Origin of the sequence: Clostridium porci, assembly GCF_009696375.1 — a bacterium.
GTDB classification, from domain to species: Bacteria; Bacillota; Clostridia; order Lachnospirales; family Lachnospiraceae; genus Enterocloster; species Enterocloster porci.
In genome coordinates this window covers 196,716-214,182 of sequence record NZ_VUMD01000008.1, presented here as the reverse complement: position 1 = coordinate 214,182, position 17,467 = coordinate 196,716, and the positions used below count along the sequence as shown (strand labels likewise).

Below are 17,467 nucleotides of genomic sequence, written 5' to 3'. Positions count from 1 at the left end.
TATGAAGCTTTCTGGATTTCGCAATCATTATGATCCGTTCTCTAAGAAGCTCTTGTCAAGCCAGTTCATTGCAATTTGAAGACGCTCTTCTTTTCGGTCGTGATGGTTATACTTATCCATCATTGACACCGTATCCAAGCGGCTTGAAAGATAATGGTGTGCTTGCTGTGCGCAGAGAGCAGCGCTTTCAAGCCGGTTGCCGTGAGCCTTACCTTCTTTCTTACCATTGATGAGTAAAATTCTTGCTTTTTTATTTATAATATCACACTCCGACATAAAATCTATATATCCGGGGTACCAGAAGGAACCACAGATGGAAAAAATGAATTGAAAGGATTTGGTATGCCACAAACTTGTAACAGCAGCCAAACCTCCCAATGAGAATCCTCCATAAGCCAAATGGAACATATCCAGATGATATTTCCGGTCAAGCTGCGGTATAATCTCAGATATTAATTTTTGGTGGTACTGCCTCAATCCACCTCCAAAATCTGGAACGCCTTTTTTTATTGCTTTTTCCTTCCACGGTGTATACTCATAAAGACGATTGTTAGGGATTAAACCAAACAAAATCGCCAGCTCTGACTTTAATTGTTGATCTCGAACCATCTCTCCGTCATTAATAAGGACGGCTTTGTTTCCCTTTGCTTTTAGCCCTCTTATGGGGAGCTCCACACAAATTTTATGTTTTCCGATTATGATTTCTTCCATATGATTTTTCCACTAATAGTTTAGGTAGTTGAGTTTTGGATTCGCCAGATTGATGCAAGCCCTGTCAAGCCTGGACTGAAAGCACGTTATATTCAGGCTTCATAGGGCTTTGCGAAGCATAAATAGAAGTTTGTATCTTCACGGTGCCTTCCGTGATCGTGCTGGAATTTCAAGTAGACATTCCTGTTTGTAGTGTGCTATATTTAAGTCTAATAGAATTATATTTCCCTATACATGCAGAAGGGGAGAAAGGAGGCGCAGCAATGAACCGGAGAACTGTTTTGAAGGATTCGATGGATATTCTATTTGAGCAATACAATCAGGGAAAACTTTCTTCTTTGGGATTTCGCAGCTTTACATTAAAGGCCGGACAAAGCAACAGCTATAAAACGATGAAAAGCGCCATTATAGTTCCTGTTTCCGGTAGGGCGATTTTTTCCTTTGAGGATGAACCATTTATGGCAAAGCGTGGTCTTTTTCTACATGGCTGTCCTGACAAAATGCTTACGCTCTCTGCTCTTGAAAATGAGGATTTTCATTATATTAATATGTATTATGAGAGCGATCAACATTTGCTTTTTTCCCGGAAGTTAAAGAATCCTGACAAAACTATTTCCATTCTCCATCAGATTTTGAAAATGAATCCTGACACCGATATCAAAGCGCAGTATATGCTGGAAGGACTGATTGCCGGCTATTTCAATGAGATTTTTTCAGATTTCAAGCCTGAATTAGTCTATAATGAAAATCAGATAATGAAGGATCTGTTAAATTATATTTCGGTAAACTATAAACAGTCTGTCACATTGCGCTCTCTTGCTGAGTATGTAAATGAAAAACCTGCTCGCATTAGCTACCTGTTTTTCAAATATAAAAGGATTCGGCCGATTGACTATCTGATCAATTACAGGATAAAGATTGCCACTGAGCTGCTTCGTTCCGGTGACTATACAATCTCGGAGGCGGCATGTCTGGTGGGTTATAAGGATGCCTGCTATTTCAGCCGTATTTATAAAAGGCGGATGGGCTTTCCCCCAAACCGCCTGGTGAAATGAGACAGCCTTCTACATTAGGATTCAGTGCCGTACATGAAATCATAGAGTTTTTCTGAAGCGTCAATTATTCTTGCCCCATAGTCCATAATATCATCATAATTCATCTCGATTACCTTTCTATTGGCAATCGCAGAGACGTCTTGAATGATGGTATTGTTAAGAAGCTGTTCCACTGCTGTTTTATCTGTCTTGGCATATCGGTCTGCATGTATATATACGATTATATCTGGATTCATGGAAATCAAATTTTCCATTGTCAGGTCATTTCCGCCCTTATCCAGTACGTTTTCTGCATTCAAAGCCTCTAACATACAACTGCTCATCTTCGAGTTAAATGCAGCAAAGCTTCCATCCGAATAGCCGGCCATAAACAGGACTTTTTGAGTTTTTCCAGTCTGCCCTCTAACCTTTTCCATCAAACGATCCATTCTCTCCTGAAGTTCATCTGCGTATGCGTTTGCTGCGGCCTGCTCATTGAAAATCTTTCCGATATTACGTACATCTTCTGCAATGTTGTACAACGACTGATCGATGTTTGCGCTTGCAAGCTCTGTATAAACCGGGATTCCCAATTCCTGATAGGACTGTACCGTTCCAATGGAGGTGTCCGTAAACATGAGCGGACCTTTTCCAAGGATAATATCCGGTTCTGCGGCTATGATTGTTTCTTTTGATACGGATTTTTTATCGCCAAGACTGTTTAAGGCTGCGATTTCTTCCCCAATCTCTCCCTTTAGTGCATTATCGTTGTCAAACACTCCGATGATTTTATCCTTTAGTCCCAGTTTAATTAATGCTTCTGTCATGGAAAGTTGGGTGGAAAGTACGCGCTCCGGCTCTTTGTCAAAGGTTATTTCTACTTCCTTGCCATCTGCGTCGTAAATAGTCATGGTAAATGGATAGACCGTTTCGGTTGCAGCTTGGGCTGTTGCAGTAGTTTGGGATGCAGCTTCCGATGTTTCGGTAATTTGAGCTGCTGCTTCTGACCCTGCTGCGGTAGTTTGGGATACCGGCTCTGCCTGCGAGGTGGCTTTTTCTGCTGTCTTTGTAGCCGGTCCACAGCCTGTGGACAGTAGTGCTGATGCAAATGCTATGGTTAAAGTAATTGCCAATTTCTTTTTATACATGTTTGTTCCTCTTTCTGTGTTAATGTATTACTATGCTTGCTATCATTTTATACATATGATGCTGGTCAAAAGGTATTTTGCAATCCTTCCGGATCGGTCTGCTTCTCATATCTTTACGGGTTCAAAAGTTATGTTTTGACATGCAGGCGTATCGTACGTTACATTTTGGCCCTCATACATATTGAATCATGAGCTTTCCGTTTACAGGACTTGGATATACCTCTGCATTTACCTCAAATATATCCCATAAGGTATCGTGATTGATGACTTGTTTCGGCTTTCCCTCTGCTACGATTTCTCCTTGTTTCATCATATAGAGATAATCGCAGAACTGCACTGCAAGTCCCAGATCATGAAGGGCTGCCAGGACGGTAATATTAAGTTCTTTGATAATAGACAATATTTCAAGCCGGTATCGGATATCCAGGTGATTTGTGGGCTCGTCTAAAATCAAAATCTGAGGAGACTGGGTGAGCGCTCTTGCAAGAATAACTCGCTGCTTTTCTCCACCGGACAGAGATTGAAAATTTCTCTCTCTATATTGCTTCATTCCGACTTTTTCCAATGCCTCCAAAGCAATTTCATAGTCTTTTTCCTTTTCCTGTTCAAGAAGCGAATGAAAGGGATATCTGCCTATCAGAGCAACATCCATAACAGTGTAATCAAAATTGATTTGATTGAACTGTCCCATAACAGCTAGTTTTCTGGCCAGCTTTTTTCCAGAAAATTTAGATATGTCCAGATCGTTAAGATAGATTACTCCGTTATCCATTTTTTGCGTTCGGTAAATTGCTCTTAAAAGGGTCGTCTTTCCGCTGCCGTTTGCGCCAAGCAAAGCTGAAAACTTCCGGTTGGGAATTTGGACGGATAAATTTCGGATAATTTTTTTTCCTGAGATCGATACCTCTACGTCTTTTGCTGTCAGATTCATTCAATTTCCTCCAAATCCGTATTTTTTCTTTACCACCACATATACAAAAAATGGAGCGCCAATGAAGGCTGTAAATATTCCAACAGGCAATTCTGTGTTAGGAATCAGACTGCGGGCAGCGGCATCCACCCACAGCATAAAAATTCCGCCTGTCAGAGCTGCAATCGGTATCAGACCTTTGTGTCCAGTTCCTGCAAGCGCTCTTGCCACATGGGGAATAATAAGGCCCATGAATCCAATGGTTCCACAAATAGACACTAATATGCCTGTAAGCAGAGAGATTACAAGTAAATAAATCAGCCTGCACCGAAAGGTATTGATTCCGATGGTTGTGGCTACCTCTTCCCCCAGCATAAGGCCATCCAGGGTTTTCGCTTGAATCACAAAAAACAGAATTGCCGATACAACAATCACTGCTATCACCCCTATATTGTTCCAGTTTGCCCTTGTAAGAGAACCCATTGTCCAGAATTTGATTGACATTATTCCATCTGCGTCTCCTGTAATTGCAATAATAAAATTTGAAAAAGCAGTAAGAAGCGCATTTATAATCATCCCTGACAGGATCAGCTTTACAGATGTGGTTTTTCCATCAGCCGAAGATAGCATCAGAACTAAAAAGTATGCTATTCCTGCTCCTAGAAACGCCCATATTCCGGAAATCGTACCCAGACCGAGAAATAGGGAAGAAGTTGCGCCAAGAGTTGCTCCCGCCGAAATGCCAAGGATATACGGGTCTGCCATAGGATTTTGAACAAGCGCCTGCATCACACAGCCGCAAAGCGCCAGCCCGCTTCCGGCAAAGAACCCCAGAATAATTCTCGGCATACGAATTTGCCATACAATTTGTTCATAAGATACAGAAATTTCATAGCCTATACCTATATATAATTTTTCCAGCAAAATGCGGAAGGTATCAGCAATCGGAATCCTGACTGCGCCCATGCATAGAGTAATCATAGCTGACCCTATTGCTGCCAGAATTAAAACAAATACAATAAGCTTTGTTCGTTTTATTCTAAAAGCACCTCCATTCAGTAGGTTAGTGTAGACTATCTGAATGAAATATTAAATTTTAATTTACGTTTTGTCTATGGACGATTGTTAAATAGTTGGACGATTATTAAAAATTTTGAAATAATAAGTATGCAGAGTCCGCATTCCGGTTGCTCAGGAAGCATGATAAGTCTCTCCTTGATTCGTTGAAAACTGAAAATAACTCAGAGTACAATAAGGCTATTGACTGGTAGGTTAGTAATATTCTTATTGAACAGACCGGGGGATTTCCTTTCAATACTCTAAGCATAATAATGTATAAAAAATGAAAAAAAATATTGCAATCTTTGTTGAAACGTGTTATCTTAAAAAAGAAGAACAAATGATCAAAATAATGAACAAATGTAAAATACAAAGGTTCATCGATGCTATATTTAATGGTTATAAAAACAGGTATAAGCTGAGGAAAGATTTGAATCTGAATTAATTTAAATGGATTTAAAGAGCCAGAAAAGTCAGATCAAGCAAATTGCGCATTTTGAAGAAGGGAGGGAAATTAATGAATCATATGGATGTGGGATCATAAGTGTTGGTTATTATTGCTTGTGTACAACAGAGAAACGGATGACAAAAAACAGAAGACTATGGATGGAGAGATACTATGCTGCTAAAAGAACTTGTAGAAAAAAAAAGAGTCAGTTTCCACGAAAAGTTTGATAATTGGGAGGATGCAGTTCAGGCATCATGTGAACCTCTAATTGAGGATGGTTCTATAACTCAGGAATATGTGGATGCTGTAATTGGATGTGTAAAAAAATACGGACCATATATTGTTTTTACACCTCATATTGCTATGCCTCATTCTCAGGAAAAGGCAGTTGGAGTAAACAATACCGCTATTAGTTTTATGAAGGTAAAGCAGACAGTGGAATTTGAACCAGGCAATCCCGATAAGAATGCAGAGGTTTTCTTCGCGCTTGCATCATCGGATCATGATGAGCACCTAAAAAATATGGAGCAGCTTGCTTTAATGTTACTGAAGCCAGGGATAGTAGATGAGCTTACCGCGGTAGAAAACGAGGAGGATCTGGTGAGGCTGGATGAACTGTTAGAAGATATCTGAAAAGATTTTATGAAGTGAAAAAATTTAACGCAAAGATGGAGGGTTACTGTATGGATTATATTTTGGATTTGTTATTAAAACAAATTTTTGGACAGCCCTTTTTGTTGATGGCAATAGTCGTATTGATTGGCTACATTGCTATGAAAGCAAAGCCTATGAAAGCGATAGTCGGAGCACTGAAGGCTTCTGTTGGAATTCTTGCTATGGGTATGGGTTCCAGCGCATTGATTACTAATTTTGGTTTTTTATTGACTGCTATGACAAATGCAACCGGTATTCAGGGAGCTGGATTAAATACATATCCTACAATGACCGCAGGATATGAAAAAATGGATGCGGTTATGGGAAGCGGTACTGGAGCTGCATGGGGAATTTATACGCTTTTGGTAGCATTTATTATGAACCTGCTTCTGGTGGCATTAAGAAAATATACGAGGATCAGAGCGGTGTATCTAACCGGAAATGCAATGATCGTACAGGCAGGAATCAGTACGTATATCGTGTGGAGATTCTTAGGACTAGGAATGATTCCTACGATTTTTATAGCTGCCGCTGTAACTGCTTTGTATTGGGGGATTTGCTCCACACTTCTTATTGAGCCGACTCATAAAATTACAGGAGCGGATTTCACAGTAGCTCACCAGCAGATGGTCACCAGCTATCTGGCATACAAGATAGCACCTAAGATTGGCAATTCAGAAGATGATATTGAAAGGAAAACTTTGCCCAGCTCGTTAAATTTTTTACAGGACAGCATTGTAGCAACAGCACTTGTTATGTTGATTTCAGTAGTAATTATCTTTTGCTTAATTGGAGGAGAGAACATCAACTGGCTTCGATTAGAGGCATACAAGCAGTCAACTTATAAAAATACGATTGTATTTGCACTTTGGATTGCGATTACTCTGACGGCAAATATCGTTGTTTTGCTTTACGGAGTGCGTATGTTTGTGGGCGAGCTGATGATGTCTTTTAAGGGTATCTCTGAAAAGCTTTTGCCTGGTGCGGTTGCTGGTGTTGACTGTGCTGCTATCTTCGGCTTTGCACCGAAGTCGGTTGTATTGGGGTTATTGTTTGGTACGTTGGGACAGATTATAGGATTACTAGGTCTTATAGCCTTTAAATCTCCGATATTCCTGATTCCTGGCTTTATTCCACTGTTTTTCGATAATGCGACAGTAGCAATCTTTGCCAACAAATTTGGGGGATGGAAGGCAGCATCAATTATCTGTACTGTTAACGGTATTATTCAGATTGTTGGATCTGCCCTTGCAGTGCAGTTAATGGAGTTGACCTGGTGGCAGGGAAGCGCTGACTATGCAACTCTTTGGGTAGCGATCATAGCAGTGTTTAAAGCAATCGGGAGTATGCTGGGAATATCGGTAGCAGGATAAAAAAATATTTTAGGAGGGGAGTTTTGTAATATGTTGAATATTTTATGTATATGCGGAAATGGAATGGGAACCAGTACTATCATGAAAGTTAACCTAAAGAATATCTGTGAAAAACACCACATTCAAGCGTCTATTGAGTCCTGTGCATTCAGCGAAGCTATGGCATATATTGCTACAACGGATTTAATAATTACAAGTCCTGAGTGGTCAAGAATGCTTCCTGCATCTAATGCGGTTCTGATAGAAACAAAGAATCTGATTGATGTTAGGGGTGTTACCGAGTCTTTGCTGGAGGCTATTAAAGAACATTTTCCTTATGCATTAAAAGAATAATTTAGGAAAGCGTTTGTTTTTATGCGAAAGAACAATATAAAAAATATACAAATATAAAATGGAGGAACATGATATGAGTAAGGGTAAAGTAAGAACTGTGTTAGGAGATATTGATGCAAAGGATATGGGCTATACACTTGCACACGAGCATATTTTGACCAATCCTCAGGGAATGGGAAGCAAGGTTGAGGATGATCATAAACTTGACAGCATTGAAAAAGCAATCGAAATGTGTAAAATTTTCAAATCAGCCGGAGGCGGAACGCTAATTGAAACTACTCCGAAATCTTGGGGAAGGAACACTCCTGGCATGGTAATTGCTTCTCAGGAATCTGGGGTTCATGTAGTAGCGTGTACAGGATATATTTGTGAAGAACATGGAACAATGAAGCAGGATGTGGCCGGAAAGACCATTGATGAGGTAGCAGAGGGATTCATTAAAGATGTAACCATTGGTATGGACGGAACTTCTGTGAAGGCTGGATGGATCAAGGCAGGAACCGCATATAATTATATTTCTGCCGTCGAGGAAAAGGTTATTAGAGCCGGTGCAAGGGCGGCAACAGAAACAGGAGCCTGCCTGCATTTCCATACCGGAGTAGGAACTATGGGACTTGAGATCATTGAAATTCTGGAGGATGAACACTTTGATCTGACAAGGGCCATCATAGCCCATGTGGATCGGTTCCCGGATTACTGGTATCACAAGAAAATGCTGGAGAAGAAGGTCAGCCTGATTTATGATGGCCCAGGAAAGGCTAAGTACTATCCAGATTCCATACGAGTTGCTCTCATTAAGAATGTTATTGCAGATGGTTTTGCAGATCAACTGATGCTCAGCAATGATATGGGCAGAAGAAGTCACCACACAGTGTATGGGTATGGGCCAGGCTTTAACTTCATTAAGGAAAAATTTATTCCCCGCTTGCTGGATGAGGGTGTGGCACAGTCTGATGTTGATAAATTCATGATTTACAATCCGGCCAGAATGTATCAGATGGTTAAATAGTCATGACAAAATAAAAGCAATCTTGTATGGAGTAAAAGAATGAGAAAACCAAAACTGCAACTGGCATTGGATATGCCAGATTTGAAAAAAGCTTTTCGAGTAACCCAGAAGGTATCAGAAGAAATAGATGTTATTGAGGCCGGCACTATGCTGGTGCTGGAAGAAGGAATGGAGGCTGTTAGAAAATTAAGAGTTCTTTATCCATCTCATCTCATTCTGGCAGATATCAGAATTATCAAAGCTGGAGGTAAACTGGCAGCTATGGCTTATGATGCAGGTGCCAACTGGGTAACTGTTATGAGCGATGCATCTGAGGATACAATAGAAGCCGTAGTGAATGAATCAATAAAACGCCGGGGAACAGATGTACAGGTAGAAATCAACGTGGGATATGATGATCAGAGGCTTTCCTATTTTAGAAGCCTGGGTATCCGGCAGTTGATTTATCATCGCTCCAGCGAGGTCGTGGAGACAGAAGAAAAATGGGACAATGAAACTCTGAATGAATTGCAGAGGCTGGCCAAAATGGGATTTGAGCTGAGTATTACCGGAGGATTGGATGTATCTGACATCCCATTGTTTAAGGATATACCAGTATATTGCTTTATAGCAGGCAGAAAGATATGTAAGTCTCCGGATCCCCTTGCTGCTGCGAAGAATTATCAGGACGCGATTAAAAAAGCATTTCATCCAGACTAAGGAGGAGAATAAAAGTGGCACAGTTTGATGTAGAAAAAGTACGTAATATGGCAAAGGGAATTAGAAAACGTGTGCTGGAAATTACCATTGTCAAAAATGGCTGCTATTTAAGCCAGGCATTGTCCAGTGCAGAGATTCTCGCATCGCTCTATGGAGGTATTATGAAACTGGGAGAAAGCCAGGCGCCGTATGAGGCGCCGAGGTTTAATGGCGTTCCCGGCCAGACTAACAAAGACTATATAACAGGACGGGCTTATAATGGTCCGGTTATTGCCGGATATGACAGACTTTTGATTTCTCCTGCACATTATGCGGTTGCGGTGTATGCAGCGCTGATTGAATCCGGCAGGATGTCTCCCGAATCACTGTTTCAGTTTAATGTAGACGGCAGTACAGTGGAACAAATTGGAGCCGAACATTCACCAGGCTTTGAGTTAACTACAGGTTCTTTTGGACAGGCGATCAGTCAAGCCGGAGGAATTGCATTTTCCAGGAAACGGAAGCAGGAGGACGGAAGGGTATTCCTTTTTATGTCTGACGGTGAGCTGGAAGAGGGACAGACATGGGAAGGAATCCAGGCAGCCGTATTTTATAAGCTGGATAATCTGGTTATTTATGTTGATGTAAATGGGCAGCAGTATGATGGATGGACGAAGGATGTTATGAATATTGAGCCTATTACCGGAAGAATTAAAGGCTTTGGTGCCGAGTGTGTAACGGTAAATGGGCATGATCCGGAGTCATTATATCGGGCAAGTCTGACAAAGACAGATGGAAAGCCATTGGTAGTACTGTGTTACACAAATACGACGCAGGAAATTCCAGAATTGGATGCTCGTAAACCTCATCTGCATTTTGTTAGGTTAAAGGATTATGAGATAGATAAGTTTAAGACAATTCTGGCACAGATGGAGAAAGGGGAGAGGTAATAATGGATTACGTTGCAAATCCACATTCAAAGAATATGGTTCGCTATGGACGTTTAAGACCCAATGTAATGGTACTGTCAGGAGACTTAACGGGTTCTACCGAAATCTCAGAATTTAAGAAAGAGTTGCCGGATCAGTTCGTCTCAATGGGTATGGCGGAACAGAATATGCTGAGTTGGGCTGGTGGAATGGCAAGGGAAGGCTATATACCATTTCTTCATACATTTGCAGTATTTTTATACCGCCGTCCCTACGATCAGCTTTCTATGTCAGTAGCCTATCCAAATCTGAAGGTACGGCTTATAGGATTTCTTCCGGGAATTATGACACCAGGAGGCGTGACCCACCAAGCGATTGAAGATATTTCGGTGTTGCGCAGCGTTCCGAATATGACGATATTTGAAACAGGTGATGCTACAGATGTAGAAACCGTTCTGGATGCTACAGACGACATTCATGGTCCGGTATATATCCGTATGCTGAGAGGAAATATTCCAAGATTATTTCCTGAAGATGAGCCTTTTTGTTTTAACAGCGCAAGACTTCTGAGTGAAGGCGGTGATATTACGATTTTATCAAGTGGAATCTGTACAGAGGAAGCTATGAGGGCTGTCAAGCTGCTTCAGGCAAAGGGTGTTTCTGTAAAACATCTACATGTTTCTACATTGAAGCCGTTTACAGATCCCAAGGTGTTAAAGGCTTTAAAGGAGTCAAAATTGGCTGTTACAGTGGAGAATCATCAAATTATCGGAGGGTTAGGAACAGCAGTTGCCGACATGATAGCAGAAAATGGTCTTGGTGTAAAGCTTACCAAGATAGGAATTCCGGATACATATGCTCAGGGAGCTTCTAAGGATTATCTGATGAATAAATTCGGCCTTAATACAAGGGGAATTGTAGATACCATTGAGAAACTACTGGGTAAAAGTCTTGCTGTCTCTGAAGAGGACATTGCAAAATTGACGCTGGAGCCGATAAAAGAATTTATTAAGGACGCAAGGCTGGATGCCCTGTAAAGTTATTTATAAAGGAAGAAAATGAGTATTAAAAAATCTAAAAATATGTTATGATAGGAGGAGAAAACATTGCTGGAGGCATTAAAAGAGCTTGTATGCCGGCAAAATAAGGCATTGGCGGAAAATGGTCTGGTATTATGGACAAGTGGTAATGTCAGCGCCAGAGATAAGGAAACTAATTATGTGGTGATAAAACCAAGCGGCGTGCTGTTTTCAGAGCTTACACCGGAAAGTATGGTTGTGGTCGATTTGGACGGCAATAAAATAGAAGGAAAAATGAATGCATCTGTTGACACGAAATCACATCTGTATGTGTATCGTCATAGATCGGATGTAAATGGAATCGTACACACCCATTCTCCTTATGCGACCAGTTTTGCTGTCAGCGGCATACCCCTTGAAATTTATACTACTACTTCAGCGGCTGTTTTTGGATGCCGCGTTCCGGTTTCTGACTTTGTTACGATTGGAGAAGAAGAAATCGGTAAACAGATTGTAGAGAAAATTGGGGATGGTGAAGTGATCCTGATCAGGAATCACGGGGTATTTACGATTGGAACGAATTCAGAAAAAGCGTTAAAAAATGCTGTTGTGCTGGAAGAAACCGCACAGGCTGTCCATTATGCGATGTGCAGGGGGAATATAACTCCTCTTTCTGATGAAACGGTAAAAAGAGGATATGAGATATACCATCGTACATATGGTCAGGGTATAAAAAAGTAATGCTTTTATAAAGTAAGGCAGGTAACAAAACCATATGGATATTACAAAGAGAGCACAGATGATACGTGTTGTTGAGTTGTATTATCTTCAAAATATGACTCAGCAGGAAATTGCGAATGCTGTCGGTATATCGCGTCCGACAGTTTCAAGATTGCTGGATGATGCGAGGAACCAGGATATTGTTGAGATAAAGATTAATATAGCGGAAGATGTTGATGTGAAGCTTTCTAATCAGATTCGCAAGGTATTAGGTATCAAAGAGGCTATCGTCGTTGATACTCATGAGACAGAAGAAGGGATAATCCTTGAGAAAACTGCCCATATGGCAGCGGAATATCTATCTGGCGTGGTACGTGAAAATTATGTAGTTGGGGTGTCATGGGGAAGGGCAATGAATGCATTAGCCAATTCTATTGAGCCTCATAAGGTTGAGAATTTTAAAGTAGTGCAGCTAGCCGGAGGTCTGGGAGGGCCAGATAGTAAATTTGATGGGTCAAATGTGGCATACACTCTGGCATCAAAGTTTGGCGGTTCCTGCTATTGTATATTTGGTCCGGCCATTTTGCCAAATGCGAATATGGTTGAGGAGCTTTGGCAGGTTCCGGCGGTTCGTGAGACGCTGGAGCTTGCATCCAGAGCAGATGTATATATAACAGGTATAGGAACTCTAAATGAGAGCAGTAGTCTTTCCAGAGCAGGGTATTTGGATGAAAAAGGAAGAAAGAGCCTGATGGAGCAAGGGGCATCGGCACATCTTCTTGCTCGCATTTTGAGAAAAGATGGAAGCGAGCTGACAGAATTTAATTACCGTGTGTTATCGATCGCTCTTGAATGTCTGAAGGGAAATAATCTTTCTATTGGAGTTGCGGTTACGGCGAAGAAAGCGGAAGCGGTTTGTACCGTTACCAAAGGCGGTTATCTGAATGTGATTATTATTGATAAAAGCTGTGCAGAAGCAATTCTCAAAAACAGTTGAAAATTAAGGCCGTTTAGCCTTAGCTGCTGGGGATGACTGGGAACAGATATATCTATTTCCAGTCATATTTTTATGGGTCGTGATCCTGTTGAGCTCGCGAAGCGTGCGAAATATAAAGCAAATAGTTTATCCCATACAAAATAGGCACTTTTGGGCAGAGGGATACTATGTGAGCACGGTGGGGCTTAACGAGGCAACCATAAAAAAGTATATTCAAGAGCAAGAGAAGCAGGATATTGCGATGGATAAACTTAGTGTAAAAGAATACGAGAACTCTTTTAAGGGGAGCCGGTAATACGAATGCCCTTTTAAGGGCAGCCACGAGTCAAAGGCGATAAGGCTTGAACAAAGTGAAAGCCAGCGTCTTTAGGCGCTGGCCAGTAACAGAGGCTAGGTGACTTGGGTAATATTGTATTACATGAATGTAGTATTTTACCGGAAACTGCTATAGGGTGCCGCGGTGGGAGTATCAGTGGTGAGTGCCGTATTTGAAGGAGTTTAGATGGAAAAACTTAAGGGTATACATAAAATTTAACTTATGTTATACTAACCTCGTACATTTGAATGAGCCAACCTCACGTTAAATATGTGCGGGACGCCTCAACAAGGGGGATTGTCAGGATGCTGGGATTTGACAAAATATTAGGCCATGAGCAGATAAAGGAGCATTTTCAGAATGCGGTGCAGAAGAGGAAGGTTTCCCATGCGTATATTCTCAGCGGGGAAGCAGGAATGGGCAGGAAATCCCTGGCAAATGCCTTTGCTCTCAGCCTGCTGTGCGAAAAGGGGCTGGCAGAGCCCTGTATGCAGTGCCATGCCTGTAAGCAGGTGTTGAGTAAAAACCATCCGGATCTGATTTATGTGACCCATGAGAAGCCGGCCAATATCGGAGTGGACGATATCAGGGAACAGATCAATGATACTATTATGGTGCGTCCTTACAGCAGCTACTACAAGATTTATATTGTGGATGAGGCGGAGAAGATGACGGTTCAGGCACAGAACGCTCTTCTTAAGACCATTGAGGAACCGCCCTCCTATGCAGTAATACTGCTTTTGACGACCAACCCGGAAGGATTTCTTCCAACCATATTGTCCAGATGCATGCAGCTTAAGCTGAGGCCGCTTAAGGATGAGGTGGTTAAGGAGTATCTGGTACAGTCCGCAGGAGTGGAAGAAAGCCAGGCTGAGATTTACGCGGCTTTTGCCAGAGGAAATCTGGGGAAGGCAATTTATCTGGCGGATTCGGAGGAGTTTAAGCAGATGTACTCAGAGGTTCTTTATCTGCTGAAGCATTTAAAGGATACGGATATATCAGAGCTTCTGGATTATATCCGAAAGCTGAAGGATGAAAAGCTGGATATAAGCATCTGCCTGGACTTTATGCAGATGTGGTACAGGGATGTGCTGATGTATAAGACTACGAAGGATATTAACCTGCTAATATTTAAGAATGAGTTTTCTTCTATCAAACAGATGAGCACAGTCAGTGGCTATGAGGGATTGGAGCGGATACTGGAGGCTATTGACAAAGCCAGAGTAAGGCTGAGAGCGAATGTAAATATGGAGCTGACTATGGAGCTTATGCTTTTGACGATGCAGGAGAATTAGACTGACCGGGGGACTTAAATGGGACTTCAGGTGCAGCTGGAATATATGAGATGGATAGATGGCATTTGAAGGCTGAGCATATAGCAGAGATTAGGAAGGGAACAGTTCCGGTAAAGCTTTCTGGCGGCTCAGCTAAGAGAGGCCGGTATAAGAAGGAGATTTGTATATGATAACAGTAATTGGTGTGCGGTTCCGCACTGCAGGTAAGATATATTATTTTGACCCGGCAGGCCGCAGGATTAAAACAGGGGATCATGTAATTGTGGAGACGGCCAGAGGGATTGAGTTTGGATATGTGGTTTTAGGCAGCCGGGACGTGGAGGAATCCAAGGTAGTGCCGCCTTTAAAGCCGGTTATCCGCATGGCTACCGCTGAGGATGAGAGCGTTGAGGTCAGGAACAAGGAAAAGGAAAAGGAGGCATTCAGAATCTGCCAGGAAAAGATTAAGAAACACAATCTGGAAATGAAGCTGATCGATGCTGAATATACATTTGACAATAATAAGGTTCTGTTTTACTTTACTGCTGACGGGCGTATTGATTTTAGGGAGCTGGTAAAGGATCTAGCCAGCGTGTTTAAGACCAGAATTGAGCTGCGGCAGGTAGGGGTGAGGGACGAGACAAAGATTATGGGGGGAGTTGGCATATGTGGAAGAACACTGTGCTGTCACTCTTATTTGTCGGAGTTTATTCCTGTGTCTATCAAGATGGCCAAGGAGCAGAATCTTTCACTGAATCCTACTAAGATATCCGGCGTCTGCGGAAGGCTGATGTGCTGCCTTAAGAACGAGGAGGAAACCTATGAGGTTCTCAACAGCAGGCTTCCAAATGTTGGAGATCATGTTACTACCAACGATGGCTTAAAGGGAGAGGTTCATAGTGTGAATGTGCTCCGCCAGCTGGTTAAGGTGATTGTGGTTGTAGAGAAGGATGAGAAGGAAATCCGTGAATATAAGGTGGAGCAGCTGCGGTTCAAGCCCAGAAGAAAGAAGGGCAAGGGCGGTGATAAGGAGAAGCCGGCTTTTGAGGAAGCCGCTCTGAAGGAGCTGGAGGCTTTGGAAAAGAGGGAAGGAAAGTCGAAGCTGGATGATAACTAGAGTGTCTGAGAGAAGGACGGAGGGGAAAGCAGAGGCACAGGCCAAAGAGCATGACTGGATCCAGGCCGGCCCTGTGCTTTTGCGGGATGACGAGCGGATCGATGATTTGCAGAGAAACCATTATGGCATTATCCAGAGGAAGGGAGCCTTTTGCTTTGGCATGGATGCCGTGCTTTTATCGGGTTTTTCTGTGGTTAAGGAGGGAGAGCGGGTTCTGGATCTGGGAACAGGTACGGGAATAATCCCTATCCTTCTGACTGCTAAAACAGAAGGAAAGCATTTTACCGGCCTGGAGATCCAGGAGGAGTCTGCGGATATGGCCAGGAGGAGTGTGGCTTACAACCATCTGGAGAATAAGATAGAGATTGTCACAGGGGATATTAAGGAGGCCAGCAGGCTGTTTGCACTGGCTTCTTTTGATGTAGTCACCAGCAATCCGCCTTATATGAATGACGCCCACGGGCTTAAGAATCCAAGTGATGGGAAAGCCATTGCCCGCCATGAGGTGCTGTGTACCCTGGAGGATGTGATACGGGAGGGTACGAAGGTGATGAGGCCGGGCGGGCGGTTCTATATGGTTCACAGGCCCAGACGGCTGATAGAGATTATACAGACTATGAAGGCGAACGGACTGGAGCCGAAACGGATGAAGCTGGTTCATCCTTACGCGGACAGAGAGGCTAATATGGTTCTCATAGAGGCTGTCAGAGGAGGGGGAGCTCTTCTTAAGGTGGAGGCGCCGGTTATCGTGTTTAATGAGCAGGGAGAGTATTCAGAGGAAATCCGCACTACCTACGGCTATTAAATGCCGGCGGTCAGGCATTACATGTTCATATATACTGCGTAGAGCAGTAGTTGGAAGGGAGAAGGATATGGCTGGCAAACTATATTTGTGCGCAACGCCTATAGGGAATTTGGATGATATTACCTTAAGGGTTCTCAGAACCTTGAGGGAAGTAGATTTGATTGCGGCAGAGGATACCCGCCACAGTATTAAGCTGCTGAATCATTTTGAGATCAAGACCCCTATGACCAGCTACCATGAATATAATAAGGAAGAGAAGGCCAGATATCTGGTAGGGCGGCTAAAGGCTGGGTCTGATGTTGCCCTGATAACAGATGCAGGTACTCCTGGAATATCCGATCCCGGGGAGGAACTGGTGCGGCAATGCTATGAGGCCGGGGTTGAAGTTACCTCCCTTCCGGGGCCATCGGCCTGTATTACAGCTCTTACATTGTCAGGGCTTTCCACCAGAAGATTCTGCTTCGAGGCCTTTCTCCCCAATGAAAAGAGTCACAAGAAGGAGCGGATGAGGATCTTAAGGGAGCTGGCAGCCGAGACAAGGACAATTATTGTATACGAGGCTCCCCACCGTCTGGTTAAGACGTTAAAGGAGCTTTATGAGACTTTGGGAGAGCGCAGGATTACCGTGTGCCGGGAGCTGACTAAGAAGCATGAGGAGGCCTGTCAGACGACCTTTGAAAAGGCTTTGGATCACTATGAAGCGGAAGAGCCGAAAGGCGAGTGTGTGATAGTGATAGATGGAAAGGCTCCGGAGGAGATAAAAAAAGAGGAGATAAAAGCCTGGGAGCAGATGAGCATAGAGGAGCATTTGGGCTATTACCTTTCCAGGGGACAGAGCAAAAAAGAGGCTATGAAGGCTGTGGCCAGGGATAGAGGGATCAGCAAAAGGGAGGTGTACCAGCAGCTGCTAACTGAATAAGAGAATAGAAAAAG

19 protein-coding genes are annotated in these 17,467 nt (G+C 42.7%); 15 read left to right on the top strand and 4 right to left on the bottom strand.

From position 1 onward, the window contains the following. Positions 1 to 27 precede the first annotated feature (27 nt). Complete coding sequence (locus FYJ39_RS11195; protein ID WP_154472540.1) at positions 28 to 711, bottom strand: alpha/beta hydrolase-fold protein; 684 nt, start codon at positions 709 to 711, stop codon at positions 28 to 30. A 263-nt stretch (positions 712 to 974) separates the two neighbouring features. Between FYJ39_RS11195 and FYJ39_RS11190 the strand changes: the two genes are divergently transcribed. Continuing rightward, a complete protein-coding gene (locus tag FYJ39_RS11190; protein WP_154472539.1) occupies positions 975 to 1,766 on the top strand; it encodes a helix-turn-helix domain-containing protein in 792 nt (263 codons plus the stop codon). Between the two features lie 14 nt (positions 1,767 to 1,780). Here FYJ39_RS11190 and FYJ39_RS11185 read toward each other — a convergent pair whose 3' ends face one another. From FYJ39_RS11185 to FYJ39_RS11175, 3 genes are all read right to left on the bottom strand, one after another. Then, positions 1,781 to 2,893 (bottom strand): ABC transporter substrate-binding protein, encoded by a 1,113-nt coding sequence (locus FYJ39_RS11185; protein ID WP_154472538.1) that lies wholly within the window; start codon positions 2,891 to 2,893, stop codon positions 1,781 to 1,783. 172 nt (positions 2,894 to 3,065) lie between these two features. After that, positions 3,066 to 3,824: an ABC transporter ATP-binding protein gene (locus FYJ39_RS11180; protein WP_154472537.1), complete on the bottom strand. Its 759-nt coding sequence runs from the start codon at positions 3,822 to 3,824 to the stop codon at positions 3,066 to 3,068. Next, entirely contained in the window at positions 3,825 to 4,784 is a 960-nt protein-coding gene (locus tag FYJ39_RS11175; RefSeq protein WP_154472536.1) for a FecCD family ABC transporter permease, read from the bottom strand. 697 nt (positions 4,785 to 5,481) lie between these two features. On the opposite strand from FYJ39_RS11175, the gene FYJ39_RS11170 reads away from it, so the two are divergent. The 14 genes from FYJ39_RS11170 (at position 5,482) to rsmI (ending at position 17,453) form a co-directional block, all read left to right on the top strand. Beyond that, positions 5,482 to 5,943 carry a PTS sugar transporter subunit IIA gene (locus FYJ39_RS11170; protein WP_195840419.1) on the top strand — a complete coding sequence of 154 codons (462 nt, stop codon included), beginning with the start codon at positions 5,482 to 5,484 and terminating at the stop codon, positions 5,941 to 5,943. A 50-nt stretch (positions 5,944 to 5,993) separates the two neighbouring features. Continuing rightward, positions 5,994 to 7,337 (top strand): PTS transporter subunit IIC, encoded by a 1,344-nt coding sequence (locus tag FYJ39_RS11165; protein WP_195840418.1) that lies wholly within the window; start codon positions 5,994 to 5,996, stop codon positions 7,335 to 7,337. Positions 7,338 to 7,367: 30 nt separating this feature from the next. Further along, positions 7,368 to 7,670 carry a PTS sugar transporter subunit IIB gene (locus FYJ39_RS11160; RefSeq protein ID WP_154472534.1) on the top strand — a complete coding sequence of 101 codons (303 nt, stop codon included), beginning with the start codon at positions 7,368 to 7,370 and terminating at the stop codon, positions 7,668 to 7,670. Positions 7,671 to 7,743: 73 nt separating this feature from the next. Next, positions 7,744 to 8,679: a phosphotriesterase family protein gene (locus FYJ39_RS11155; protein WP_195840417.1), complete on the top strand. Its 936-nt coding sequence runs from the start codon at positions 7,744 to 7,746 to the stop codon at positions 8,677 to 8,679. 39 nt (positions 8,680 to 8,718) lie between these two features. Further along, positions 8,719 to 9,378: an orotidine 5'-phosphate decarboxylase / HUMPS family protein gene (locus FYJ39_RS11150; protein WP_154472532.1), complete on the top strand. Its 660-nt coding sequence runs from the start codon at positions 8,719 to 8,721 to the stop codon at positions 9,376 to 9,378. Between the two features lie 14 nt (positions 9,379 to 9,392). After that, complete coding sequence (locus FYJ39_RS11145; protein ID WP_287847599.1) at positions 9,393 to 10,307, top strand: thiamine pyrophosphate-dependent enzyme; 915 nt, start codon at positions 9,393 to 9,395, stop codon at positions 10,305 to 10,307. Positions 10,308 to 10,309: 2 nt separating this feature from the next. After that, positions 10,310 to 11,323 carry a transketolase family protein gene (locus FYJ39_RS11140; protein ID WP_154472531.1) on the top strand — a complete coding sequence of 338 codons (1,014 nt, stop codon included), beginning with the start codon at positions 10,310 to 10,312 and terminating at the stop codon, positions 11,321 to 11,323. 69 nt (positions 11,324 to 11,392) lie between these two features. After that, positions 11,393 to 12,046, top strand: coding sequence for an L-ribulose-5-phosphate 4-epimerase (locus tag FYJ39_RS11135; protein ID WP_154472530.1), 654 nt, complete (start codon positions 11,393 to 11,395; stop codon positions 12,044 to 12,046). Positions 12,047 to 12,080: 34 nt separating this feature from the next. Beyond that, positions 12,081 to 13,022 carry a sugar-binding transcriptional regulator gene (locus FYJ39_RS11130; RefSeq protein ID WP_154472529.1) on the top strand — a complete coding sequence of 314 codons (942 nt, stop codon included), beginning with the start codon at positions 12,081 to 12,083 and terminating at the stop codon, positions 13,020 to 13,022. Between the two features lie 79 nt (positions 13,023 to 13,101). Next, the gene (locus FYJ39_RS11125) at positions 13,102 to 13,317 is read left to right on the top strand and encodes a transposase (protein ID WP_328597545.1); all 216 of its coding nucleotides are present in this window, start codon (positions 13,102 to 13,104) and stop codon (positions 13,315 to 13,317) included. A gap of 326 nt (positions 13,318 to 13,643) precedes the next feature. Continuing rightward, positions 13,644 to 14,633 (top strand): DNA polymerase III subunit delta', encoded by a 990-nt coding sequence (gene holB, locus FYJ39_RS11120; RefSeq protein ID WP_154472528.1) that lies wholly within the window; start codon positions 13,644 to 13,646, stop codon positions 14,631 to 14,633. 166 nt (positions 14,634 to 14,799) lie between these two features. Beyond that, on the top strand, positions 14,800 to 15,729 hold the full coding sequence (locus FYJ39_RS11115; protein ID WP_154472527.1) for a PSP1 domain-containing protein: 930 nt from the start codon (positions 14,800 to 14,802) through the stop codon (positions 15,727 to 15,729). Beyond that, complete coding sequence (locus FYJ39_RS11110; protein WP_154472526.1) at positions 15,719 to 16,534, top strand: tRNA1(Val) (adenine(37)-N6)-methyltransferase; 816 nt, start codon at positions 15,719 to 15,721, stop codon at positions 16,532 to 16,534. The genes FYJ39_RS11115 and FYJ39_RS11110 overlap by 11 nt, the downstream gene beginning before the upstream one ends. 67 nt (positions 16,535 to 16,601) lie before the next feature. Further along, positions 16,602 to 17,453 carry a 16S rRNA (cytidine(1402)-2'-O)-methyltransferase gene (rsmI, locus tag FYJ39_RS11105; protein WP_154472525.1) on the top strand — a complete coding sequence of 284 codons (852 nt, stop codon included), beginning with the start codon at positions 16,602 to 16,604 and terminating at the stop codon, positions 17,451 to 17,453. The last annotated feature ends 14 nt before the right edge of the window (positions 17,454 to 17,467 follow it).

Excerpts from the sequence above, each read along its gene's own strand:
- FYJ39_RS11155 (WP_195840417.1), top strand. The coding sequence starts at position 7,744 with ATGAGTAAGGGTAAAGTAAGAACTGTGTTAGGAGATATTGATGCAAAG.
- FYJ39_RS11165 (WP_195840418.1), top strand. The coding sequence starts at position 5,994 with ATGGATTATATTTTGGATTTGTTATTAAAACAAATTTTTGGACAGCCC.
- FYJ39_RS11110 (WP_154472526.1), top strand. The coding sequence starts at position 15,719 with ATGATAACTAGAGTGTCTGAGAGAAGGACGGAGGGGAAAGCAGAGGCA.
- FYJ39_RS11180 (WP_154472537.1), bottom strand. The coding sequence starts at position 3,824 with ATGAATCTGACAGCAAAAGACGTAGAGGTATCGATCTCAGGAAAAAAA.
- FYJ39_RS11195 (WP_154472540.1), bottom strand. The coding sequence starts at position 711 with ATGGAAGAAATCATAATCGGAAAACATAAAATTTGTGTGGAGCTCCCC.
- rsmI (WP_154472525.1), top strand. The coding sequence starts at position 16,602 with ATGGCTGGCAAACTATATTTGTGCGCAACGCCTATAGGGAATTTGGAT.
- FYJ39_RS11185 (WP_154472538.1), bottom strand. The coding sequence starts at position 2,893 with ATGTATAAAAAGAAATTGGCAATTACTTTAACCATAGCATTTGCATCA.
- FYJ39_RS11140 (WP_154472531.1), top strand. The coding sequence starts at position 10,310 with ATGGATTACGTTGCAAATCCACATTCAAAGAATATGGTTCGCTATGGA.
- FYJ39_RS11190 (WP_154472539.1), top strand. The coding sequence starts at position 975 with ATGAACCGGAGAACTGTTTTGAAGGATTCGATGGATATTCTATTTGAG.
- FYJ39_RS11130 (WP_154472529.1), top strand. The coding sequence starts at position 12,081 with ATGGATATTACAAAGAGAGCACAGATGATACGTGTTGTTGAGTTGTAT.
- FYJ39_RS11175 (WP_154472536.1), bottom strand. The coding sequence starts at position 4,784 with ATGATTACTCTATGCATGGGCGCAGTCAGGATTCCGATTGCTGATACC.
- FYJ39_RS11115 (WP_154472527.1), top strand. The coding sequence starts at position 14,800 with ATGATAACAGTAATTGGTGTGCGGTTCCGCACTGCAGGTAAGATATAT.
- holB (WP_154472528.1), top strand. The coding sequence starts at position 13,644 with ATGCTGGGATTTGACAAAATATTAGGCCATGAGCAGATAAAGGAGCAT.
- FYJ39_RS11170 (WP_195840419.1), top strand. The coding sequence starts at position 5,482 with ATGCTGCTAAAAGAACTTGTAGAAAAAAAAAGAGTCAGTTTCCACGAA.
- FYJ39_RS11160 (WP_154472534.1), top strand. The coding sequence starts at position 7,368 with ATGTTGAATATTTTATGTATATGCGGAAATGGAATGGGAACCAGTACT.
- FYJ39_RS11150 (WP_154472532.1), top strand. The coding sequence starts at position 8,719 with ATGAGAAAACCAAAACTGCAACTGGCATTGGATATGCCAGATTTGAAA.